The 21393-nt window shown below is 63.2% G+C and carries 24 protein-coding genes; 13 read left to right on the forward strand and 11 right to left on the reverse strand.

From position 1 onward, the window contains the following. Positions 1-142 precede the first annotated feature (142 nt). From IVA91_RS32330 to IVA91_RS32345, 4 genes are all read right to left on the reverse strand, one after another. The gene (locus tag IVA91_RS32330) at positions 143-1798 is read right to left on the reverse strand and encodes a TRAP transporter large permease subunit (protein ID WP_247276791.1); all 1656 of its coding nucleotides are present in this window, start codon (positions 1796-1798) and stop codon (positions 143-145) included. 26 nt (positions 1799-1824) lie between these two features. Next, complete coding sequence (locus IVA91_RS32335) at positions 1825-2406, reverse strand: TRAP transporter small permease subunit (RefSeq protein ID WP_247276792.1); 582 nt, start codon at positions 2404-2406, stop codon at positions 1825-1827. Between the two features lie 174 nt (positions 2407-2580). Then, complete coding sequence (gene moaA / locus IVA91_RS32340; RefSeq protein WP_247276793.1) at positions 2581-3633, reverse strand: GTP 3',8-cyclase MoaA; 1053 nt, start codon at positions 3631-3633, stop codon at positions 2581-2583. A 382-nt stretch (positions 3634-4015) separates the two neighbouring features. After that, the gene (locus IVA91_RS32345) at positions 4016-4708 is read right to left on the reverse strand and encodes an HAD-IA family hydrolase (protein ID WP_247276794.1); all 693 of its coding nucleotides are present in this window, start codon (positions 4706-4708) and stop codon (positions 4016-4018) included. 166 nt (positions 4709-4874) lie between these two features. Here IVA91_RS32345 and rpiA point away from each other — a divergent pair, with 166 nt between their 5' ends. From rpiA to IVA91_RS32365, 4 genes are all read left to right on the forward strand, one after another. After that, positions 4875-5594 (forward strand): ribose-5-phosphate isomerase RpiA, encoded by a 720-nt coding sequence (rpiA, locus tag IVA91_RS32350; protein ID WP_247276795.1) that lies wholly within the window; start codon positions 4875-4877, stop codon positions 5592-5594. After that, positions 5591-6130 (forward strand): DUF2059 domain-containing protein, encoded by a 540-nt coding sequence (locus tag IVA91_RS32355; RefSeq protein WP_247276796.1) that lies wholly within the window; start codon positions 5591-5593, stop codon positions 6128-6130. The genes rpiA and IVA91_RS32355 overlap by 4 nt, the downstream gene beginning before the upstream one ends. Before the next feature lie 127 nt (positions 6131-6257). Continuing rightward, complete coding sequence (gene gor, locus IVA91_RS32360) at positions 6258-7646, forward strand: glutathione-disulfide reductase (protein WP_247276797.1); 1389 nt, start codon at positions 6258-6260, stop codon at positions 7644-7646. 86 nt (positions 7647-7732) lie between these two features. Then, positions 7733-8074 (forward strand): hypothetical protein, encoded by a 342-nt coding sequence (locus tag IVA91_RS32365; protein WP_247418487.1) that lies wholly within the window; start codon positions 7733-7735, stop codon positions 8072-8074. Here IVA91_RS32365 and IVA91_RS32370 read toward each other — a convergent pair. Genes IVA91_RS32370 through IVA91_RS32380 form a run of 3 tightly spaced genes read right to left on the reverse strand, consistent with a single transcriptional unit; the run spans position 8059 to position 10378 of the window. Next, positions 8059-8244, reverse strand: a complete 186-nt coding sequence (locus IVA91_RS32370; RefSeq protein WP_247418488.1) for a hypothetical protein — start codon at positions 8242-8244, stop codon at positions 8059-8061. The genes IVA91_RS32365 and IVA91_RS32370 overlap by 16 nt on opposite strands. A 58-nt stretch (positions 8245-8302) precedes the next feature. Next, positions 8303-9529 carry a carboxylate-amine ligase gene (locus IVA91_RS32375; RefSeq protein WP_247276799.1) on the reverse strand — a complete coding sequence of 409 codons (1227 nt, stop codon included), beginning with the start codon at positions 9527-9529 and terminating at the stop codon, positions 8303-8305. A 21-nt stretch (positions 9530-9550) separates the two neighbouring features. Continuing rightward, positions 9551-10378 carry a class II glutamine amidotransferase gene (locus tag IVA91_RS32380; protein WP_247276800.1) on the reverse strand — a complete coding sequence of 276 codons (828 nt, stop codon included), beginning with the start codon at positions 10376-10378 and terminating at the stop codon, positions 9551-9553. Positions 10379-10511: 133 nt separating this feature from the next. Here IVA91_RS32380 and IVA91_RS32385 point away from each other — a divergent pair, with 133 nt between their 5' ends. From IVA91_RS32385 to IVA91_RS32425, 9 genes are all read left to right on the forward strand, one after another. Beyond that, a complete protein-coding gene (locus tag IVA91_RS32385) occupies positions 10512-10892 on the forward strand; it encodes a nuclear transport factor 2 family protein (protein ID WP_247276970.1) in 381 nt (126 codons plus the stop codon). Positions 10893-11296: 404 nt separating this feature from the next. Continuing rightward, positions 11297-11770, forward strand: coding sequence for a TerB family tellurite resistance protein (locus tag IVA91_RS32390; protein ID WP_247276801.1), 474 nt, complete (start codon positions 11297-11299; stop codon positions 11768-11770). A gap of 2 nt (positions 11771-11772) precedes the next feature. Beyond that, complete coding sequence (locus IVA91_RS32395; RefSeq protein WP_247276802.1) at positions 11773-12135, forward strand: hypothetical protein; 363 nt, start codon at positions 11773-11775, stop codon at positions 12133-12135. Beyond that, complete coding sequence (locus IVA91_RS32400) at positions 12132-12770, forward strand: TerC family protein (RefSeq protein ID WP_247276803.1); 639 nt, start codon at positions 12132-12134, stop codon at positions 12768-12770. Before IVA91_RS32395 ends, IVA91_RS32400 begins: the two co-directional genes overlap by 4 nt. A gap of 31 nt (positions 12771-12801) precedes the next feature. Next, positions 12802-13386 carry a TIGR00645 family protein gene (locus IVA91_RS32405; RefSeq protein ID WP_247276804.1) on the forward strand — a complete coding sequence of 195 codons (585 nt, stop codon included), beginning with the start codon at positions 12802-12804 and terminating at the stop codon, positions 13384-13386. 203 nt (positions 13387-13589) lie between these two features. Continuing rightward, the gene (locus IVA91_RS32410; RefSeq protein WP_247276805.1) at positions 13590-13853 is read left to right on the forward strand and encodes a hypothetical protein; all 264 of its coding nucleotides are present in this window, start codon (positions 13590-13592) and stop codon (positions 13851-13853) included. 273 nt (positions 13854-14126) lie between these two features. Continuing rightward, a complete protein-coding gene (locus IVA91_RS32415) occupies positions 14127-15515 on the forward strand; it encodes a 3-deoxy-7-phosphoheptulonate synthase class II (RefSeq protein WP_247276806.1) in 1389 nt (462 codons plus the stop codon). 4 nt (positions 15516-15519) lie between these two features. Continuing rightward, on the forward strand, positions 15520-15873 hold the full coding sequence (locus IVA91_RS32420) for a diacylglycerol kinase (protein WP_247276807.1): 354 nt from the start codon (positions 15520-15522) through the stop codon (positions 15871-15873). A gap of 23 nt (positions 15874-15896) precedes the next feature. Beyond that, positions 15897-17654 carry an NAD+ synthase gene (locus IVA91_RS32425; RefSeq protein ID WP_247276808.1) on the forward strand — a complete coding sequence of 586 codons (1758 nt, stop codon included), beginning with the start codon at positions 15897-15899 and terminating at the stop codon, positions 17652-17654. 52 nt (positions 17655-17706) lie between these two features. Here IVA91_RS32425 and IVA91_RS32430 read toward each other — a convergent pair whose 3' ends face one another. From IVA91_RS32430 to IVA91_RS32445, 4 genes are read right to left on the reverse strand one after another with little or no spacing between them, the layout of a single operon-like run. Continuing rightward, complete coding sequence (locus IVA91_RS32430) at positions 17707-18099, reverse strand: cytochrome C oxidase subunit IV family protein (RefSeq protein ID WP_247276809.1); 393 nt, start codon at positions 18097-18099, stop codon at positions 17707-17709. A gap of 9 nt (positions 18100-18108) precedes the next feature. Next, positions 18109-18831: a heme-copper oxidase subunit III family protein gene (locus IVA91_RS32435; RefSeq protein ID WP_247276810.1), complete on the reverse strand. Its 723-nt coding sequence runs from the start codon at positions 18829-18831 to the stop codon at positions 18109-18111. A 9-nt stretch (positions 18832-18840) separates the two neighbouring features. Next, positions 18841-19545: a cytochrome c oxidase subunit 3 gene (locus IVA91_RS32440; protein WP_247276811.1), complete on the reverse strand. Its 705-nt coding sequence runs from the start codon at positions 19543-19545 to the stop codon at positions 18841-18843. Further along, on the reverse strand, positions 19542-21320 hold the full coding sequence (locus tag IVA91_RS32445) for a cbb3-type cytochrome c oxidase subunit I (RefSeq protein ID WP_247276812.1): 1779 nt from the start codon (positions 21318-21320) through the stop codon (positions 19542-19544). The genes IVA91_RS32440 and IVA91_RS32445 overlap by 4 nt, the downstream gene beginning before the upstream one ends. Positions 21321-21393 lie beyond the last annotated feature (73 nt).

A 21393-nucleotide genomic window follows, 5' to 3' on the forward strand; every position in this document is an offset into this window, starting at 1 on the left:
TCACCCTGACACCACCATCTCCTTGCGCCTCAAGCTCAAGCGCGCCGGGTGGAACGATGCCTTTCTTTTTGAGCTCCTCGGCCACATGCGATAGCCCTGACCCTCAGGGGGAGGGTAGGAGGGGCAGTCGCGCGCTCCTTCGCTACTTTTGCGGCGGGCCGAGATCGAGCGGCGGCAAGTCGATCTGCGGCACTTCGATCTTGATCGTGCTGGGGTCGATGTTCGATTGCACGCCCTTGTAGTGCATCACCATCGAGGGGAACGCGATCACCAGACCTACCATGATCAACTGAATCACGACGAATGGCACCGCCCCCCAATAGATCTGGCCCGTGGTGACAGGCTCCATTCGCTTGCCGGTGACGCGATCAGTATATCGATCCTTCGGGGCGACCGATCGCAGATAGAACAGCGCAAAGCCGAATGGCGGATGCATGAACGAGGTCTGCATGTTGACGCCGAGGATGACGCCGAACCAGATCAGGTCGATGCCGAGATGCTCGGCGGCAGGTCCGAGCAGCGGGATCACGATGAAGGCCAGCTCGAAGAAGTCGAGGAAGAAGGCCAGCACGAACACGAACGCGTTGACGAAGATCAGGAAGCCGACCGGGCCGCCGGGCAGGGAGGTGAGCAGGTGCTCGACCCAGACATGCCCGTTGACGCCGTAGAAGGTGAGCGAGAACACGCGGGCGCCGACCAGGATGAACACAACAAAAGCCGACAGCTTGGCGGTCGATTCCGTGGCCTGCCGGATCAGGTCCCAGCTCAGCCGCCGCTTTGCGGCACCGAGGATGAGGGCGCCGGCGGCACCCATCGCGCCGCCTTCGGTCGGCGTCGCGATGCCGATGAAGATCGTACCCAGCACCAGGAAGATCAGGAACAGGGGCGGCACCATGACGAAGGTGGTCTGCTGCGCCATCTTCGAGAGGAAACGGAAGCCGGTGAGCTTGTCGATAACCCAGTTCAGCACGGCGACGACGAAGGCGAAGATGATACCGTAGAACATGCTCAGCACGACGTAGTCGGCGCCATGCGTGCTCGAACTGCGCATCATGAACCATCCGAACACACAGCTCGCGAGGAACAGCATGCCGAGCGAGACCAGGCCGCGGCTGCCGTCCTCCTCGCGGAAACCGATGGCCTCCTTCGGCAGGCCCGGCACGGCCTTCGGGAAGATCATGCTGACGAGGAAGGCATAACCGGCGTAGAGGGCGGCGAGCACGAGGCCCGGGATGAAGGCGCCTTCGTACATGTCGCCGACGGACTTGCCGAGCTGGTCGGCCATCACGATCAGGACGAGCGAGGGCGGAATGATCTGCGCGAGCGTGCCGGACGCGGCGATGACGCCGGTCGCTACCCGGCGGTCATAGCCGTAGCGCAGCATGATCGGCAGCGAAATCAGCCCCATCGAAATCACCGAGGCGGCAACCACGCCCGTCGTCGCGGCCAAGAGCGCACCGACGAACACCACCGCGTAAGCAAGTCCGCCGCGGATGGTGCCGAACAATTGGCCGATGGTGTCGAGCAGGTCCTCGGCCATGCCCGATCGCTCCAGCACCAGCCCCATGAAGGTGAAGAAGGGAATGGCGAGCAGCGTGTCGTTGTTCATCACGCCGTAGACCCGCTCCGGAAGGGCCTGGAGGAAGTCGGGGTGGAATTGGCCGAGCTGGACGCCGATGATGGCGTAGAACAGGCCGACGGCGCCGAGCGAGAATGCCGCGGGATAGCCGAGCAGCAGCACGACAACCAGCGACGCGAACATGATGGGCGCCATATTGGCGATGATAAACGCGGTCATGATTTCCCCTAAACCGTCGCCAACGGCTACTTCTTCTCGATCGCTTCGACGAGATGCTCGACTTCTGCCTCGAGCGCCGACACTTGGGATTCATGCGGATCGGGCATCAGTCCGCGCATGACTGCCATCCGCTTGATCAGCTCGGAGATACCTTGCACGAGCAGGAGAGCGAACCCGATCATGATCAGGGCTTTGGCAGGCCATTGCGGCAGGCCGCCGGCATTGCCGGATTGCTCGTTGATGTGGAAGGAGCGCTGGAAGAACGGCACGCCGGTGATGATCATCACGACGCACAGCGGAATGAGGAAGAACAAGTGACCGATCACGTCGATCACGTTGCGGGCCGTCTTCGGCAGTGCGTTGTTCACGATATCGATGCGGATGTGCTCGTTGTCGAGCAGCGTCCATGACGAGCAGAGCAGGAAGACGATGCTGAACAGCACCCATTGCAGCTCGAGCCACGAATTGGAGGACGTATCGAAGGTCTTGCGGATGACGGCGTTGACCGCCGAGATGATGACTGCGAGCACGATCAGCCATGCCAGGCGTTTGCCCGTCCAGCGCGTGAACGCGTCAATCCTGCTGCTCAACTTTAGGAGCGCTTGCAACGATAGGTCCTCCCCCGATTGTGCCCCCGGCCGTCTTGACTGCGCCGAGTTGGCGCGTGGCTTGTCTCGCCGCGCAGGCATGAGGCAGCCGCACCAAACCAGCGGGCGTGCCGCCAGTCAATTGGAAGTTTGTTGATAGTTAAGGGGAAATAATACCCGCGAGCAGGTTAAGGGCTACCCGCCGGTGACGCTCATATGCCTGGAGACGCTGGGACGGTTGTGGCGGCGGTCGATAATGAAATCGTGGCCCTTGGGCTTGAGCCCAATGGCACGATCGATCGCATCCGCAAGCAGCACATCCTCGTTCGATGCACGCAGAGGTTTACGCAAATCGGAAGCATCCTCGTGGCCAAGGCAGGTGTGCAGCGTTCCGGTGCAGGTGATGCGCACCCGGTTGCAGGATTCGCAGAAATTATGGGTCATTGGTGTGATGAAGCCGAGCTTGCCGCCGGTCTCGGCGACGTTGACATAGCGCGCGGGTCCGCCCGTGCTCTCGGCTAGGTCTGTCAGCGTGAATTGCTGGGCGAGACGCGCGCGCACCAGGGACAGCGGCAGATATTGGTCGATCCGGCCCGAGCCGATCTCGCCCATCGGCATGACCTCGATCAGCGTCAGGCCCATGCCCTTGCCATGGGCCCAGCGCATCAGCTCGGGGAGCTCGTCCTCGTTGAGGTTCTTCAGGGCCACCGCGTTGATCTTCACGCTGAGCCCTGCGGCGCGGGCGGCTTCGATGCCTTCCAGAACCTTGTCGATCTCGCCCCAACGGGTGATCTCGCGAAACTTCCGGGGATCGAGCGTGTCGAGCGAGACGTTGATGCGGCGGACGCCGCAATCGGCGAGCTCCCGCGCATGCTTCGCAAGCTGGGTGCCGTTGGTGGTCAGCGTCAGCTCATTCAAGGCGCCGCTGGAAAGATGCCGCGACAACGAGCGCACCAGCATCATCACGTTGCGGCGGACCAAGGGCTCGCCCCCGGTGAGCCGCAGCTTCTTCACGCCCTTGGCGATGAAGGCCGAGCAGAGCCGGTCGAGTTCCTCCAGCGTCAGCAGGTCAGCCTTGGGCAGGAACGTCATGTCCTCTGACATGCAATAGAAGCAGCGCAAATCGCAACGGTCGGTCACGGACACGCGCAAATAGCTGATGGTCCGCCCGAACGGATCGGTCATGGGGCTCGACAGCGCGGCGAGGGGACTCGCTGTAGCGAGGGGGCTCGCGGAAGATCCGTTCATACGGGAAGCCTTGTACTTCGGGCAGCTTGCGCACCGACGCTTCAGCGGTGCTCTGGAAGCAATCTAAGCATCGGAGAGGCAAAGGACAATCGGGTCGATAGGTCAGCGCCTCCCGCGCTTGGCTCGGGGGACGCGGCCCGCGCGGCGTCCGCCGGGCTGCGGCTGCCGCAGGTTTCGGCTTCTTGGGCCGCTGCGGCTTACGGACCGGTTTGGGCGGAGTGGCCGATTGAAGCTCTGCAAATCCCGGATTTGGCGCGGTGATGGAGGCCACCTTCTGCGACCAACCGCTACATCGCCCAGCCGGACCTAAGGCGTGCCGCTTGGGCAGGCAACCACGGCTGCGCATCGATCACGCAGAATTGCAAGGAATAACTCAGATTTATCAGGGGTTTGCTGGAGCCTGGGCGGTCATCAGGCTGCGCGCTGCGGCGGGCAGGTCACGCATGTGATGGATCAGCCGGTCCGGCTTCAGTTCGGCGATCGGCACGTCCGTATAGCCGAAGCTGACCCCGATCACGGGCACCCCGGCCCGGCGGGCCACGCCAACGTCGGTTCCGGCATCACCGACCATGATGGAGGCTTTGACCTCCCCGCCGGCGCGCGCCACGGTCTCGCGGAAAATGGTCGGGTCCGGCTTCTGGACGCCGAACGTGTCCGCGCCGCAGATCGCCGCGAAGCGGCGGCTGAGGTCGAGCTGGTCCAAAAGCCGCTTCGACAGCCATTCCAGCTTGTTGGTGCAGACCGCGAGGCGGTGGCCTTGGGCGGCAAAATGGTCGAGCGCGGCCTCGAGCCCCTCGAAGGGGCGGGATTCCACCGCGATATGATCGGCGTAATAGGCGATGAAATCCGCCGTCATCCGGTCCATGTCGGCAGTGGTGACGGTGCGCCCCTCGGCCTCCAGGCCCCGCTCGATCAGTTTGCGGGCCCCGGCGCCGATCATGTTCCGGGCCGAGGCCATCGGCACCGGCGGCAGCCCTTCGCGGTCGAGCACGTGATTCAGCGCGGTGATCAGGTCGGGCGCCGTATCCACAAGCGTGCCGTCGAGATCGAAGACGATGGTGTGAGGGAAGGTCATGGGCGAAGCGCTACCGGCCCGGTCGTATCGAAGCAAGGGGCGGGACCATAAGATCCGCTTATAGACCTGATCCCAGACCCTGTTCTCCGGGAAAAAACGAGGCTACATAGGCCGCCGCAACCGGCCACACCCGGCGGCACATTCTCGATTCAAGGCGGGCGCAAACGTGAACATGGACCAGTTGAAGCGGCAAGCGGCCGCGCGCGCCCTCGAGGAGGTGCGTGACGGCATGCAACTCGGGCTCGGCACCGGCTCGACCGCAAAACATTTCGTCGAGCTGCTCGGCGAGCGCGTCGCCGCCGGGCTCAAGGTGATCGGCGTACCGACCTCGGAAGCGACCCGCTCGGACGCCGAGCGTTGCGGCGTGCCACTGACCACGCTGGACGAGATCGACCATCTCGACATCACCGTCGACGGCGCCGACGAGATCGATCCCGAGCTCAACCTCATCAAGGGCGGCGGCGGGGCGCTGCTGCGCGAGAAGATCGTGGCGGCTGCGTCGGATCGCATGATCGTGATTGCCGACGAGAGCAAATGGGTGCCGACGCTCGGACGCTTTCCGCTGCCGGTCGAGGTCATCCCGTTCGGGCTTGGGGCAACGCGTCGCGCGATCGAGATTGCATTTGCCGAATGCGGCGTTTCCGGGCAGATGGCGGTCCGCAAGGCCAAAGACGGCCACGTTTTCGTCACCGATGGCGGCCACTGGATCGTCGATGCCCAGCTCGGACGTATTGTGGATCCATCCGGCCTCGCCAACGCGTTGAGCGCGATTCCGGGCGTGGTCGAGCATGGGTTGTTCATCGGCTTGGCCGGCTCGGCCGTTTTGGCGGGCGGCGAGGGAATCCGCGTGATTGAACGGCGCAAGCCGAAAGGAGACTTGGAATGAAGATCGTGTTGAAATTCTTGCCGGCTGCGACCCTCGCTGTGGGACTGGCGCTTTCGGCCGCCCCGGCAATGGCCCAGCAGGCCGCGCCCAAGGCCGCCGCGCCGGCCCAGCCGAAAGCCTCACCTGCGGCGATTGCGGCGGCCAAGGAGATTTTGCAGATCAAGAACGCGACTGCGATGTACAGCGGCGCCGTGCCCGGCCTCGTCGAGAAGACCAAGATCGCGCTGATCCAGCAGAATCTCAACTACCAGAAGGACCTCAACGAGGTCGCGCCGATCGTCGCCCAGCAGCTCAACGGCCGCCAGAACGAAATCGGCGAAGGCATGGCGCAGATCTATGCCAGCGAATTTACCGAGCAGGAGCTCAAGGACCTCGTCACCTTCTACAGGTCGCCGCTCGGCAAGAAGCTGATCGAGGCCGAGCCGCGCGCCATCGGCCTCAGCATGGCCTTCATGAACTCCTGGGCCCAGAACTTCTCCGAGACCGTGATGGGAGCCTTCCGCGCCGAGATGCGCAAGCGTGGCAAGGAGATCTGAGCGCACCTATCTGATAGGAGTCCTAAAGCGCGTCATCGCGCTCTGGGTTGTTATTTGAGCAAGATCTTTTTCGGAAAACCGCTCCACACTTTCCCGGATCATGCTCTGAAAGAGGTCGGAGTGGACAATGGCTGAATTCGACGTCGACCTCTTTGTCATCGGTGGCGGCTCGGGCGGCGTGCGGGCCGCCCGCATCGCGGCTGGTTACGGCGCCCGCGTGATGATCGCGGAAGAGTACCGCATGGGCGGCACCTGCGTGATCCGCGGCTGCGTGCCGAAGAAGCTGTTCGTGATCGGCTCGCATTTTCGTCATGAGCTCGAGGACGCCGCCGGCTTCGGCTGGACAGTCCCGCCAGCCACCTTCGACTGGCCGACGCTGATCGCCAACAAGGACAAGGAGATTGCGCGGCTCGAGGCCGCCTACACGGCCAATGTCGAGAAGTCGGGTGCGCAGATCGTCAAGAGCCGGGCGGTGATCGAGGATGAGCACACTGTCCGTCTGCTCGAGAACGACCGCAAGATCACGGCGAAGTACATCCTGATCGCCACCGGCGGGGCGCCAAACCATGGCGCGGCGATTCCCGGCATCGAGCACGTGATCTCCTCCAACGAGGCTTTCCATCTGAAAAAGTTGCCGAAGCGGATCGTGATTCAGGGCGGCGGCTACATCGCGCTGGAATTCGCCGGGATCTTCGCCGGCTTCGGCTCGGACGTCACGGTGATCTATCGCGGCGACAACATCCTTCGCGGTTTTGACGAGGATGTTCGGACCCACGTTCGCGCCGAGATGGAGAAGCAGGGCATCACCATCCTCACCGGCTGCACCGTGACCAAGGTCGATCGGCACGGCGAGGAGTTCACCACGCATCTGTCGAACGGGTCGAGCCTCGCCTCCGATCAGGTCATGTTCGCGATCGGCCGCCATCCTGCGGTGGCCAATCTCGGCCTTGAGAACGCCGGCGTCGCCATTAATCCGAGCAATGGCGGCATAGCGGTGGATGGTTTCTCGAAGAGCTCGGTCGACAGCATCTATGCGATCGGCGACGTCACCCACCGCTTCAACCTGACGCCGGTAGCGATCCGCGAAGGCCACGCCTTTGCCGACACCGTGTTCGGCAAGCGCGAGGTCAGGGTCGATCATGCCAACATCCCGACCGCCGTGTTCTCGCAGCCGGAGGTCGGCACCGTCGGCCTCACCGAGACGGAGGCACGGGCGCAGTACAGCCACGTCGATATCTACAAGACGACGTTCCGCCCCATCAAGGCGACGATGTCGGGCCGCGACACCCGCATGCTGATGAAGCTCGTCGTCGACGGGGCGACCGAGCGCGTGCTGGGCTGCCACATCGTCGGCGATGCCGCCGCCGAGATTATCCAGGCGGTCGCGATCGCTGTGAAGATGAAGGCGACCAAGGCCGATTTCGATGCGACGATCGCGCTGCACCCGACCGCGGCCGAAGAGCTCGTTACCATGCGCACGCCGAGCGCACGCCACGTGCGCCAGGCGGCGGAGTAGCCTTTCGACTGTGAGGTCTCGGCCTGTGAGGCCTTGACGTTATGTTCATGTTTTGTTCTTATGCTGCGATCGTCAGGGAGGCAGCCATGGACAACCGTATCAACGAAATCCGCAGAACCATACGAGCGCTCCGGGTCAGCATGCTCGAGGCCGAGTCCATCATGCGTGAGCAGGTCAATCGGGACGAGGACTGCAGCTTCGTCGCGCAGGAAATCCTCAAGATGCGTTCGGTCATGAGCCTGCTCGTCAAGGAGCGTGCAACGCTCGGCGATGACGAGCCGATCCTCGTCAACTGCCTCTATCTCCGGCGACGCCGGCAGCCGCGAAAATCATCGGCTGATCGCCTCCCGGAGCCGGCAATATTCCACCGCAACGCGTGGCGGCGAGGATCTGACCGGAACGGGGCGACCGCTCATTCGAGCGACTGACGGGCAGCCCGCTCAGGCTTGCCGGACGGGCTGTCCGCCCACTTCGCCATGTCCGTCGTTCGCACGTCGATGCCTTCGCACCAGAGGCAGCTGAGCTCCGCGCGGCCCTTGGCCGAAAGCATCGGGACAAGTCCATGGCCGCAGCCGGGGCAAGACGTGACGCGATTCATGCGTTCCTCCGATGCCCGAATTCAAGACGACATTTCGTTGCCGAAGCTTGCCCGGGCGTTATGACGGAGCAGGAACGCTGCCAGTCGGAGCGCTCGTCCCTGAGATGGTCGAGGCTGCGATCCAGCGCGAAACTGCCCCGATGTCCTCGGCATGTTCGCGATAGGCGCGAAGCTGGAATTCTGCGGAGCTGCCGCGCGCAACGATGGTCCGACAGTGCTCGACCTCGGCGGCGCAGTTCAGTGCCGCTGCGTCCCCAGCGATGTCGTCGATCACGCGGGAGAGCAGCTCCGAGATCGTGACGGGCCCGTCCTTCGAGGCGAAGATGCAATCGGTGCCGTAGCGCTGGGCGCGCCATTTGTTTTCGACCGCAATCGCGCGTTCGACCGCGGTGACCTCCTTCGACAGGTGGGGCCGCAGGTAGAGGTGCCGTGTCAGGCAGCGATAGAGCGAGGCGATCGCGACGGCGTCGTCGATGAAGGTGCAGGTGTCGGGCGCGCGCAGCTCGAGGGTCGGGTGTCGCATCGAAGGTCGCATCGCCCACCAGATGTGGCTCTCGTCGGGAATCACGCCCGAGCGCTGCAACGCGCCGACATAGTCGTCGAAGTCCTGCTTGCTTTCGAACAGTTCGGGCAGGCCGGTGCGCGGCAGCTCGGAGTAGGCGGCGAGCCGGTAGCCCTTTAGTCCGGTCTTGTGCGAATTCCAGAATGGGGACGAGGCGGAGAGCGCGATGAACAGCGGCAGATGCGGCAGCATCGCCCGCATCACCGCCATGCGCTTCTCGGGATCTGGCAGCTGGACGTGCACATGCATGCCGCACATCATGTTGCGGTGGCCGATGCTGCGCAAATCCTCGATCATCTCCTCGTAGCGCGGTTTCGGGCTGGGCTGCGACATGCGCCAGACCGCGGTCGGATGCGTGCCGCAGGCCATGATCACGAAGCCGTATTGCGCGGCGACGTTTGCGACCTCGCGGCGCAGGAAGCGGAGCTCTTCGCGCGCGTCATTGACCTCGACGTGAATGTTGGTCGCGACCTCGAGTTGGGATTGCAGCATTTCCCGCATCGCCTGGCCGCCGGTCGACCAATTCGCCGATTCGAACAGCTCGTTGGGAGTCTCGATCGCGACTTCCAGGCTGCGACGATCGGCGAGGAAATATTCCTCCTCGATGCCGAACGAATATTCCGCCGCCTTGCCGCCTCTGCCGGCGGAGCGAATGACGAAGTGCTGCCTGTCGTCGGACGGATCAAGCCGCAGCAGTTTCAAAACGTCTGAAGCAAATGTCATTGTCCCACCCGGCCGAGGTATTTACCTGCCGGCAACAATTCTTCTGGATGGAACGGGTTCCGCGTCGCACTCACCCGTAATTGCAAGAGTGAACGGAACAATCTTCACGCTTTCGGACGCGCGCGCGATCAGCGTGTGATTCGGCGGCACTTCGGCCCAATCCTCGTCCTTGTCGAACGGCTCGGACACGACGACGACCTGGCCGCCGGCCTCGCGGAAATACAGCGTGTTCGCGGCATCGTTGACCGCAACGCGGAACGCGTAGAGATCGTGGCCGTTGGCGATCGCGCTCGTGAAGCGCAGCCGTTCGCGTAGCTGGCCTTCGTTGACGAGACTGACGAGGGCTTGCAGCACGCGGTGCGTTGCGCCGAGCGGATCGCTATCCAGACCCGCGCCCATCATGGCGAGGAATACGGCTTCCGAATCGGTCGTGCCCAGCCGCGATGGGTAATAAGGATCGGGGATCAACGCCTCGACCCTGCGCCGCAGCCGATTCCAGCTCCCGACGAATCCATTGTGCATGAACATCCATTGGCCGCAGGCGAAGGGATGGCAATTCTGCCGTGTCACCGCCGTGCCGGTGGCCGCGCGCACGTGCGCGAAGAACAAATGCGAGCGCAGATGGCGGCAGAGATAGCGCAGGTTCTCGTCCGACCAGGCCGGGCGCGTCTCGCGATAAAGGCCTGGCTCCGGATGCTCGCCGTACCAGCCGAGGCCAAAGCCGTCACCGTTCGAACCCGCCGTCGACTGAAGCGAGCGGATGCTCTGCGCGACCAGCGAATGCTCGGGCTCGGTGACGTAGGGCTCGAAGGACGTCGTCTCGCCCCGGTATGCGATCCAGCGGCACATGAGGGATCCTCTCGGGGATGTGTCTTGAGCTGCACCAACAGTTCTGACTCCCTCATGGTTCCCGGTGATGCCGGGAGCGCGACCAAGGCCGGCTTCGTTGCTAGGATGCGAGAAAATCGAGATGGAGATCGAGATGAATGATCGAGCCAAGCTAGCCGCGCTCAAGCGCCATTGGGATGCTTCGGACGCGAGCAATTTCGAGGCGGAGCATGACATTTACTGCGAGGATGCCGTGCTCGACTATCCGCAGTCCGGCGAGCGCATCCGCGGTCGTAGGAACATTCAGGAGAGTCGATCCGCGCAGCCGAACAGGAAGCGATTCACGGTCCGGCGGATTGCCGGTGGAGGCGATTTCTGGGTGAGCGAATTCGTCCTGAGCTATGATGGGGTGCCGTCCTACGTCGTGAGTATCATGGAATTCCGCGAAGGCCTGGTGGCGCACGAAACGCAGTATTTCGGTGACAGGTTCGAGCCGTCGCCCTCGCGTGCGCATCTCGTCGAGCGGGGAGGATGAGGAGCACTTGGCCAGGGGCATCCATTCATGCTGGCTCGCGATGCAACGAGCGCCAACCCGACACCATCGCCCTGAGGTGTGTGACCGCGCGGCGCATGGCGTCACTTGGCGAGCCACGAAAGATCGACTCCAGCCCGCTTCCATGGCCATATGGAACCCAATGCGGCGGCTAGTCGCAGCCGTATCGCCTTGATTCCGACAGCCCCGTCTTTATCTCTGAGAGGAACAAGAATCCGGGCCCCTCTGGCGAGGACGCCGACAATGTCGGCAAACCTCGTGATGTCGGATGACCTGTCCCGCGCGAATGCGATGGATCGGCCGATCGTCGGGCCTTCTTCGGTTCTCTCCGACCAGTCGTTCCATCGCAGCTCCGTGCGGCCATTTCGCAAGCTTAGGGAGCAACGATGTCTGACGCCAAGCATTCAAATCCGATCGAGATCGAGATCGCCGATCCGTCCAGCCTGAACGAGCAGGCTGCGGCGGCGCTGGTCATTGCCGGCGCGCTCGTCGCCGTGGCCGACCGGCGCGTTTCGCCGGTCGAGCGCGACGAGGTGATCCGCTTCATTCGCGATCGCGGATTGGCGCCTCATATCGAGGACGAAAGGCTATTTGGGATGTTCGACACACTCGCCGAGCGACTCGAGGAGCCGGATTTTGCAAACGTCGTGATCGATACGCTGCGGCCGGTCTCGGACATGCCGCTGTCGTCGCATCTGATGGAGTTGTCGGAGCGCGTCGCCGCTGCCGACGAGGACGTGCATCCGCATGAGGTGCAGGCGATCAAGCTGTTGCGCCTGCTGACGCTGGCCCTGCCGCGTGCAAAGCAGGTCGCACCGGGTGCTGCGCGCGCCCAACAGCCCGTGGCGGCAGAGGAGTGAGCATGAGCGCAGCTTCGGACGAGCCTACGAATGGGGCCACGGGCCCCGCCAGCCAGTTGGCCGGCGGCGACCCGCGTCTCGACAAGCTCGTCCATCGCTTGCCGCCGCGCATGGGCGACGCCGTCACCTATCTGCTCAAGCCGTCCAGCCGCTGGATCAGGATTCCCTCGGGCCTGCTGCTCATCGTCGGCGGCGTGCTCTCCTTTCTGCCGGTGCTCGGCGTCTGGATGCTGCCGCTCGGTCTTGCATTGCTGGCGGAAGACGTGCCGCTGCTGCGCTCCTCGCGCGCCAAGGTCCTGGATTGGGTTGAACGGAAGAAACCGCACTGGCTCGATCCGTCTGCACCGAAAAACGATCAATCATGACAGAATTCATCACCGCCGATGCTCTGACCGCGCTGTTTCAGGTCATCCTGATCGACCTCGTGCTGGCCGGAGACAACGCCGTCGTCATCGGCCTTGCCGCGGCGGGACTGCCGGCCGAGCAGCGCCGGCGCGCCATCGTCGTCGGCATTGTCGCCGCCACGGCGCTCCGCATCGTCTTCGCCGGCGTTGCGACCCAGCTCCTGCAGGTGATCGGCCTCCTGCTCGCCGGCGGCGTGCTGTTGCTGTGGGTCTGCTGGAAGATGTGGCGCGAGCTGCGCGAGCAGTCCGCGCATTCGCGCCAGCTCGCGTTCGAGTATGGCGGCGGCGCGGGTGCTGCGCCGGCGCAGCGAAAGACCTTTGGTCAGGCGGCCTTGCAGATCGTCGCCGCCGACGTCTCGATGTCGCTCGACAACGTGCTCGCGGTTGCGGGCGCCGCGCGCGAGCATCCCTACATCCTTGCCTTCGGTCTGCTATTGTCGGTGGCGATGATGGGCGTTGCGGCCGACCTGCTCGGCCGCGTGCTGCAGAAGCAGCGCTGGATCGCCTATGTCGGTCTCGCCATCATCGTTTACGTCGCCTTCGAGATGATCTATCGGGGCTCGCTCGAGCTCGCGCCTGTCATCGCGAGTCTGTGAGGCGCTTCCTATTTGCAATCCGGAGTGATCAATGACGTCTGAACCGAAAGCACCTTCGGCGCATGCCGCGGAGGGGCCGCAGATCGGCCCGTTTGCGCAGCTCATCTTTGGTTCGCGCTGGCTGCAAGTGCCGCTCTATGTCGGCCTGATCATCGCGCAGGGCGTTTATGTGCTGCTGTTCCTCAAAGAGCTCTGGCACCTGGTCTTGCACTCGTTCGACGCCAGCGAGCAGCAGATCATGCTGGTCGTGCTCGGGCTGATCGACGTCGTCATGATCTCGAACCTGCTGGTGATGGTGATTGTCGGCGGCTATGAGACCTTCGTCTCCCGCCTGAACCTGACCGGGCATCCCGACGAGCCGGAATGGCTCAGTCACGTCAATGCCAGCGTGCTCAAGATCAAGCTGGCGATGGCGATCATCGGCATCTCCTCGATCTCTCTGCTCAGGACCTTCATTGAGGCGGGCAATCTCGGCACGACGCGCAGCAATTTCACCGAGAGCGGCGTGATGTGGCAGGTGCTGATCCACCTGACCTTCATCATCTCGGCGATCGGCATCGCTTGGGTCGATCGCCTCAGCGAGAGCGGCCATCGCAAGGAGGCAAGCCACGGCTGACGAATCCGGCCGTCCGATACCTCCCGAGCGGCCAAGCCTGGGCCCGCCTGGTCGCTTGGTCGGGCGGGCTCCCTTTTCCGGATCGATAAAATTGCCTGCAATCCGCACAGTAGCGGCAAACCCTGCGAACAAGAAGCGCGCGGCTTTAAACCTCGACTTTGGAACCAGCGTGCATCCTCCCGGCAAAAGGGCAGGGCATCCTCATGTCTATTCTCAGGGAGATCGTCGCCGCAGTCGCAGGAGTGTACGCGCTCCTGTTTCTCTGCGACGCATTGTTCGGGGTCGGCGAGGCACGCTTCGACGAGGCCTATTTCCGCACCAGTTTCTACGCGCCGCGGCCGAAGGAATTTCGCTTTGCGAGCGATACGCCGCCGGCGGTGCGAGTTAGCGACGCATTTGCGCAATTCGCGCCGGGCGAAGCCAGGCTGAACAGGCGTTACTCGTCTCTGACGACGATCATTCGCTGACGTCATTCCCCCTAGGTCTGGGTCCATTCCGCGACGCCGCCCCACCTTGTATCGCGGTGATCGGGGCGGTGGCGCCGACGTCGAATGGCTTGACCGTCAACACCTCCGGTTTGATCGCCGACCGTTTCCCAACAATTGCGAATTTGACTTTGGCCGCAAGGGTTTGCAATGCGGAATGGATTTACAACTGGCGGGACGGGGCCAGCCTGTGTATAAGGCGGCCCTCGCAACCCACAGATCAGGTTGCGCTTTTTGCTTCACGGAGAGATTGCGATGTCCGAGCGGTGGACGCCCGAGTCCTGGCGCAGCAAGCCGGTGCTACAGGTGCCCGACTATCCCGACGCCAAGGCCTTGGCCGACGTCGAGGCGCAGCTTGCGACCTTTCCGCCGCTGGTGTTTGCCGGCGAAGCGCGCAATCTGAAGAAGGCGTTGGCACGGGTTGCGGCCGGCGAGGCCTTCCTGCTCCAGGGCGGCGACTGCGCTGAGAGCTTTGCCGAGCACGGCGCCAACAACATCCGCGACTTCTTCCGCGTGCTGCTCCAGATGGCGGTGGTGCTTACTTACGCCGGCGCCGTCCCCGTGGTGAAAGTCGGCCGCATCGCCGGCCAGTTCGCCAAGCCGCGGTCGTCGCCGACCGAAAAGGTGAACGGTGTCGAGCTCCCGAGCTATCGCGGCGACATCGTCAACGACATCGCCTTCACCAAGGAAGCGCGCGTGCCGGATCCGCAGCGCCAGCTGATGGCCTACCGCCAGTCGGCCGCGACGCTGAACCTGCTCCGCGCCTTCGCCACCGGCGGCTTCGCCAATCTCGGCAGCGTGCATCAATGGATGCTCGGCTTCCTGAAGGATAGCCCGCAGTCCCGCCGCTACAAGGAATTGGCCGACCGCATCTCGGACGCGCTCAACTTCATGCGCGCCTGCGGCCTCGATCTCGAAAGTCATCCCGAGCTGCGCGCCACGGATTTCTACACCAGCCACGAGGCGCTGCTGCTCGGCTACGAGCAGGCCCTGACCCGCGTCGATTCCACCACCGGCGACTGGTACGCGACCTCGGGCCACATGATCTGGATCGGTGACCGCACCCGCCAGCTCGATCATGGCCATATCGAATATTTCCGCGGCATCAAGAACCCGATCGGGCTCAAATGCGGCCCGTCACTTAAGCCCGACGAACTGCTGAAGCTGATCGACGTGCTCAACCCCGACAACGAGCCGGGCCGGCTGACGCTGATCGGCCGCTTCGGCTCCGACAAGATCGGTGAGCATCTGCCCAACATGATCCGCGCCGTGCAGCGCGAGGGCCGGGTGGTGGTCTGGTCCTGTGATCCCATGCACGGCAACACCATCACCTCGACTTCGGGCTACAAGACCCGCCCCTTCGACCGCATCCTGTCCGAGGTGAAGTCGTTCTTCGCGGTCCACGCCGCGGAAGGCACCCATGCCGGCGGCGTGCACCTGGAGATGACGGGCCAGGACGTCACCGAATGCCTCGGCGGCGCCCGCGCCATCACCGACGAGGATCTCAACGACCGCTACCACACGGTCTGCGATCCCCGTCTCAATGCTGAGCAATCCATCGACATGGCTTTCCTGATTGCCGAGCTGCTGAAGCAGGAACGCGCCGGCAAAGCCAGGCCGATGCCGGCCGCAGCGGGGCTCTAGAACCTTGCTGCGAATTTGGAAGGCCACGATCAATTCCCGGAACGGTCTGGCCTTTGCGTTCCGCTCGGAGCAGGCCGTCCGCGAGGAGATCTTTGTGCTCCTCCTGTCGCTGCCGCTGGCCTGGTTCATCGGCGCGACCGCGATGCGCGCGGTCGAGCTGGTCTGTGCAGTCGCCTTCGTGCTGGTGGTCGAGCTGCTCAACACCGCGATCGAAAAACTCGCCGACCGCCTGACCATGGACCACGACAAGCAGATCGGCCGGGTCAAGGACATGGGCTCGGCCGCGGTCGGCGTTGCGCTGCTGATGGCTGGCGCGTTCTGGATCTTTGCGCTCATCGAGCGATTGGGTTTCGTCTAGCGAGGATCGAACAAGGGCGGTCCATGACCGAACGTCTCAACGCATTCGCGGTCACGCTCGCCCAGCTCAATCCGACCGTGGGCGACATCGAGGGCAATGCTGCGAAGGCACGCTCGGCGCGCGCGCGAGCCGCCGCCGACGGTGCCGATCTCGTGCTGTTTCCGGAATTGTTCATCGCCGGCTATCCTCCGGAGGACCTGGTGCAGAAGCCGGCGTTCCAGGCTGCCTGCCGCGCCGCGATCGAAGGCCTCGCGCGCGAGACCGCGGACGGTGGTCCGGCGATGCTGGTCGGCACGCCCTGGGTCGAGGAGGGCAGGCTTTACAATGCCTGTGCGCTGCTCGATGGCGGCCGTGTCTCCGGCTTACGCTTCAAATGCAATCTGCCGAACTACGGCGTGTTCGACGAGAGGCGACTGTTTGCGCGCGGACCCGCAGCAGGACCCGTGACCGTGCGTGGCGTGCGCATCGGGGTGCCGATCTGCGAGGACATCTGGCTGGAAGAGTCCGAGGACTACGAAAACGTGATCGAGACGCTGGCGGAGACTGGCGCCGAGATCATCCTGGTGCCGAACGGCTCGCCTTACGCCCGCGACAAGAACGACGTTCGTCTGTCGGTCGCCGTGGCGCGCGTCACCGAAAGCGGCCTGCCGCTGGTCTATCTCAATCAGGTCTGTGGCCAGGACGAGCTCGTGTTCGACGGAGCGTCCTTCGTGCTCAATGGCGACCTCTCGCTTGCGGCGCAATTACCGGCGTTCGAGGAGAGCGTGGTCACGCTGCGCTTCACCAGGAATGGTGACGACTGGCGCTGCACCGGGCCGGTCGCCCAGCAGCCCGAGGGCGACAAGGCCGATTATGCCGCCTGCGTGCTGGGCCTCCGCGATTACGTCGCCAAGAACGGCTTTCCAGGCGTGCTGCTGGGCATTTCCGGCGGCATCGATTCCGCGCTGTGTGCGGCGATCGCGGTCGATGCGCTCGGCGCCGATCAGGTGCATGGCGTAATGCTGCCTTATCGCTACACGGCACCACACGCGATTGCGGATGCCGGCGAGCTCGCGGGCCATCTCGGCATCCGCTACGAGGTTTTGCCGATCGCCGAAGCGGTGAACGGGTTCGAGACGATCCTGTCCGGCATCTTCAAGAATCTGCCGCCAGATATCACCGAGGAAAATCTCCAGGCCCGCACCCGCGGCACGCTCTTGATGGCGATCTCCAACAAAACCGGCTTGATGGTGGTGACGACAGGCAACAAGTCGGAAATGTCGGTCGGCTACGCCACGCTCTATGGCGACATGAACGGCGGCTTCAATCCGATCAAGGACATTTATAAGACGCAGGTGTTTCGGCTGGCGACACTGCGCAATTCCTGGAAGCCGGAAGGCGCGCTCGGACCGGCCGGGGAGGTCATTCCGCCGGATATCATCACGCGGCCGCCGACCGCGGAATTGCGCGAGAACCAGCGTGATGAGGATTCTCTGCCGCCCTACGATGTGCTCGATGCCGTCCTGGAGCGTCTGGTCGAACGCGAGGAGCCACTTGATCACATCATCGCAGCCGGCTTTGACCGCGAGACGGTCACCCGCATCGACCATCTCCTCAACGTCGCCGAATACAAGCGCCGCCAGGCCGCACCCGGCGTGAAAGTGACACCTAAGAACTTCGGTCGCGACCGCCGCTATCCCATCACCAACCGTTTTCGTGACAAGGGCGAGCCCTTGCCGGCGGCGGATGAGGCGCTGGTGTCACGTGGTAGCAAGGCGTCGATCGACGCGTTTGAGGGGTGACTCTTCTAGATGCCCGCCTCGCGCGGAATGACGGTGAGAACTCGGGTTGCCGCTACGACGGGGTTGCGAAGAAGAGCACGCGAAGGAAGTGGGTGTAATCGGATTCGAGCACCATGATCGACACAAATACCAATACCACGACCGGCGGCAGCAGGATGGCGTAGGCCAGGGCCAGTCGCTCCCAGGCCATGTGCATGAAGACAGCGACGATCAAGCCGGCCTTCAACACCATGAACAGCAGGATCAGCGACCACCTCAGATAGCCATGTAGGCCAAAGTAGTCGACGAGGTAGGAGCACGTGCTGAGGACGAACAACCAGCCCCAGACCACGAGGTAGAGCTTGATCGGGTGCTGTTGACCCTTGGCGTGAACGGCCCCCGTTGCGACTGCGCCATGCACCGGAGCGTGAAGTTGTCCTTCCATGTGTACCGCCGCGTTTGTCATGCGCCGACCTCACCAAAGATAGAAGAATGCAAAGATGAACACCCACACGAGATCGACGAAGTGCCAGTACAGGCCCGTGATCTCGACGATCTCGTAATACCCCTTGCGGCTCGTGAAAAAGCCGCGCCTCTCGACGTCGAAATCGCCGCGAAAGACCTTCCGCGCGATGGCGATGAGGAAGATCACACCGATCGTGACATGGGTGCCGTGAAAGCCCGTGATCATGAAGAAGCTCGCGCCAAACTGCGGGGCACCCCATGGATTGCCCCAGGGCCGGACGCCCTCCATGATCAGCTTGGTCCATTCGAAGGCCTGCATTCCAACGAAGGTCGCGCCGAAGGCTGCCGTGGCCAGCATTAAGGCCGCGGTTCTGACGCGATCGCGTCGGTAGCCGAAATTGACGGCCATCGCCATGGTGCCGCTGCTGCTGATCAGGATAAACGTCATGATGGCGATCAGAATCAGCGGAATGTGCTTGCCGGCGATGTTGAGAGCGAAGACTTCGCTGGGATTGGGCCAGGGCACGGTCGTCGACATGCGCGCCGTCATGTAGGAGAGCAGGAAGCAACTGAAAATGAAGGTGTCGCTGAGGAGGAAGATCCACATCATGGCCTTGCCCCAGGACACGTTCTTGAAGGCGCGCTGATCGGACGCCCAGTCGTCGGCGACGCCGCGCCAGCCCTCAGGCCGCGCAGGCGATTGGCCCGGATTTGTGAGCACGGTCTCAGCCATCTGGTCTCTCTAGCTCAGCAATTGGCGGCAGATGTTGACGAAATCGTCGGTCCAGCCCGTGAGAAGACCGAGCAGGACAAGCCAGACCAGCAGCAGGAAGTGCCAGTAGATGGCGCACAGCTCCACGCTCAAGCGCATGTTGGCGATCTCGGTGCCGCGCCACATCTTGGCTGAGGTTCGGCCCAAGGCCACCAGACCGCCTGTCAGATGGAGCCCGTGCACTGCGGTCAACAGGTAGAAGAAAGAATTCGCCGGATTGGACGCCACGAGATATCCGGCAGCCCCCAGCCGTTGCCAGGCCAGGAGCTGCCCGGCGAGGAAGATCACGGCAGACGCTCCGCCGGCGAGCAGACCGATCATGGCGCCTTCAGCATCGTGTCGGCGCGCGGCCACGTACGACCATTGCAGCGCGACGCTGCTCAGGACCAGGACTCCTGTGTTGACCCACAGCAGTCGCGGTATCGGCAGCGGCCGCCAGTCCACCACGCTCATGCGCATCGAGTAGGCGCTGATGAAGAGGACGAATAATGCGCTCGCGACGGCGAGAAACACGCCAAGTCCGACCTTCGCTGCCGGCCAGGTCATGGTATCGCCGCCCGGGAAGTTACCGACCGGGCCTTCCTCCAGCCATGGCTTGGCCGTCAGCCGCTGCTGCGATAGCCACCAACCGGCGATCACCGCAAGCACAGCCAGGAAGAGGATGACGGCGCTCACGAAGCAGCTCCCTGAATGAGCTGCGTCGCGCGCGGCGGCTGGTTCTGCGGAATGAAGTCCTCTGCGGCGCCGGGCACGCTGTAGTCATAGGCCCAGCGGTACACGACCGGGAGCTCCTTGCCCCAGTTGCCGTGCCCTGGAGGGGTCTCCGGCGTCTGCCACTCTAGCGTCGTCGCCCGCCACGGATTGCCGCCTGAGGCCTCACCTTTGAACAAGCTCCAGGCAAGATTAAACAGGAACACCATCTGGCTGAAGCCGACGGTCAAGGCCACCACGGAGATGAAGGCGTTGAGTGAATGGGCCGAGGATGGGATGAATGTCGCATCGCCGAGTTCGAAATACCGCCGCGGAACCCCGAGCAGTCCAAGATAGTGCATGGGGAAAAAGATCAGGTACGCGCCGAGGAAGGTGACCCAGAAGTGAAACTTGCCCAAGGCCTCGTTCAGCATCCGTCCCGTGACCTTGGGGTACCAATGATAGATCGCGCCGAGCACGACCATGATCGGCGCCACGCCCATCACCATGTGGAAATGCGCGACCACGAACATGGTGTCCGAGAGGGGCACGTCCACGACGACGTTGCCGAGGAAGAGGCCGGTGAGCCCGCCGTTCACGAAGGTGATGATGAAGCCGAGGGCGAACAGCATCGGCACCGTGAGATGGATGTCGCCGCGCCACAGGGTCAGCACCCAGTTGTAGACCTTGATCGCGGTGGGGATTGCGATGATGAGCGTTGTGGTGGCGAAGAAGTACCCGAATTGCGGGAACATGCCGCTCACATACATGTGGTGCGCCCATACGATGAAGCTGAGCGCGCCGATGGCCACGATCGCCCAGACCATCATACGGTAACCAAAGATGTTCTTGCGCGCATGCGTGCTGATCAGATCGGAGACGATGCCGAAGGCGGGCAGGGCGACGATGTAGACTTCGGGATGGCCGAAGAACCAGAACAGGTGCTGGAAGAGCAGCGGGCTGCCGCCACCATATTTCGACAGCGTGCCCATCTCGACGAGCGAAGGCATGAAGAAGCTGGTTCCGAGCAGGCGGTCGAGCAGCAGCATGACCGAGGCAACGAACAGGGCAGGGAATGCCAGCAACGCCATGACGGTCGCCGTGAAAATGCCCCACACCGTCAGGGGCAAGCGCATCAACGTCATGCCGCGGGTGCGGGCCTGGAGTACCGTTACCACATAATTCAGTCCGCCCATGGTGAAGCCGATGATGAACAGGATCAGGGACGACATCATGAGAATGATGCCCCAATCCTGCCCGGGCGTTCCGGAGAGGATTGCTTGCGGCGGGTATAACGTCCAGCCGGCGCCGGTGGGGCCGCCGGGCACGAAGAATGTCGAGGCCAGCACCAGGACTGCGAGCAGGTAGACCCAGTAGCTCAGCATGTTCACATAAGGGAAGACCATGTCCCGCGCGCCGACCATTAGCGGGATCAGGTAGTTGCCGAAGCCGCCCAAGAACAGCGCGGTGAGCAGATAGATCACCATGATCATGCCGTGCATGGTGATGAACTGAAGGTATTGGTTGGCATCGATGAAAGAGAAGGTGCCGGGGAATCCCAATTGCAGCCGCATCAGCCACGATAGCACCAGGGCCACCAGCCCGATCGCCGTGGCCGTCAGCGAATACTGAATAGCGATCACCTTGGCGTCCTGCGAGAAGACATATCGTGTCCACCAGCTCCTCGGATGATAGAGCTCGACATCAGGTACTTCGGCAGGCGGGATGCCGGGGATCCCTTCATATGGAATATCGACCACAGAAACCTCCTCGGTCGTTTCCATCGGGGGAGGCGTTGGCCTCATGCACCCGATCTATCTTTGCGGCGGCAGC

The sequence above is a fragment of the Bradyrhizobium sp. 153 genome, assembly GCF_023073835.1.
GTDB lineage: Bacteria > Pseudomonadota > Alphaproteobacteria > Rhizobiales > Xanthobacteraceae > Bradyrhizobium.

Bases quoted from the DNA above. Each gene is read 5' to 3' on its own strand.
- IVA91_RS32330 (WP_247276791.1), bottom strand. From the start codon at position 1,798: ATGACCGCGTTTATCATCGCCAATATGGCGCCCATCATGTTCGCGTCG.
- moaA (WP_247276793.1), bottom strand. From the start codon at position 3,633: ATGAACGGATCTTCCGCGAGCCCCCTCGCTACAGCGAGTCCCCTCGCC.
- IVA91_RS32345 (WP_247276794.1), bottom strand. From the start codon at position 4,708: ATGACCTTCCCTCACACCATCGTCTTCGATCTCGACGGCACGCTTGTG.
- IVA91_RS32355 (WP_247276796.1), top strand. From the start codon at position 5,591: ATGAAGATCGTGTTGAAATTCTTGCCGGCTGCGACCCTCGCTGTGGGA.
- gor (WP_247276797.1), top strand. From the start codon at position 6,258: ATGGCTGAATTCGACGTCGACCTCTTTGTCATCGGTGGCGGCTCGGGC.
- IVA91_RS32365 (WP_247418487.1), top strand. From the start codon at position 7,733: ATGGACAACCGTATCAACGAAATCCGCAGAACCATACGAGCGCTCCGG.
- IVA91_RS32370 (WP_247418488.1), bottom strand. From the start codon at position 8,244: ATGAATCGCGTCACGTCTTGCCCCGGCTGCGGCCATGGACTTGTCCCG.
- IVA91_RS32375 (WP_247276799.1), bottom strand. From the start codon at position 9,529: ATGACATTTGCTTCAGACGTTTTGAAACTGCTGCGGCTTGATCCGTCC.
- IVA91_RS32380 (WP_247276800.1), bottom strand. From the start codon at position 10,378: ATGTGCCGCTGGATCGCATACCGGGGCGAGACGACGTCCTTCGAGCCC.
- IVA91_RS32385 (WP_247276970.1), top strand. From the start codon at position 10,512: ATGAATGATCGAGCCAAGCTAGCCGCGCTCAAGCGCCATTGGGATGCT.
- IVA91_RS32390 (WP_247276801.1), top strand. From the start codon at position 11,297: ATGTCTGACGCCAAGCATTCAAATCCGATCGAGATCGAGATCGCCGAT.
- IVA91_RS32395 (WP_247276802.1), top strand. From the start codon at position 11,773: ATGAGCGCAGCTTCGGACGAGCCTACGAATGGGGCCACGGGCCCCGCC.
- IVA91_RS32400 (WP_247276803.1), top strand. From the start codon at position 12,132: ATGACAGAATTCATCACCGCCGATGCTCTGACCGCGCTGTTTCAGGTC.
- IVA91_RS32405 (WP_247276804.1), top strand. From the start codon at position 12,802: ATGACGTCTGAACCGAAAGCACCTTCGGCGCATGCCGCGGAGGGGCCG.
- IVA91_RS32410 (WP_247276805.1), top strand. From the start codon at position 13,590: ATGTCTATTCTCAGGGAGATCGTCGCCGCAGTCGCAGGAGTGTACGCG.
- IVA91_RS32415 (WP_247276806.1), top strand. From the start codon at position 14,127: ATGTCCGAGCGGTGGACGCCCGAGTCCTGGCGCAGCAAGCCGGTGCTA.
- IVA91_RS32425 (WP_247276808.1), top strand. From the start codon at position 15,897: ATGACCGAACGTCTCAACGCATTCGCGGTCACGCTCGCCCAGCTCAAT.
- IVA91_RS32430 (WP_247276809.1), bottom strand. From the start codon at position 18,099: ATGACAAACGCGGCGGTACACATGGAAGGACAACTTCACGCTCCGGTG.
- IVA91_RS32435 (WP_247276810.1), bottom strand. From the start codon at position 18,831: ATGGCTGAGACCGTGCTCACAAATCCGGGCCAATCGCCTGCGCGGCCT.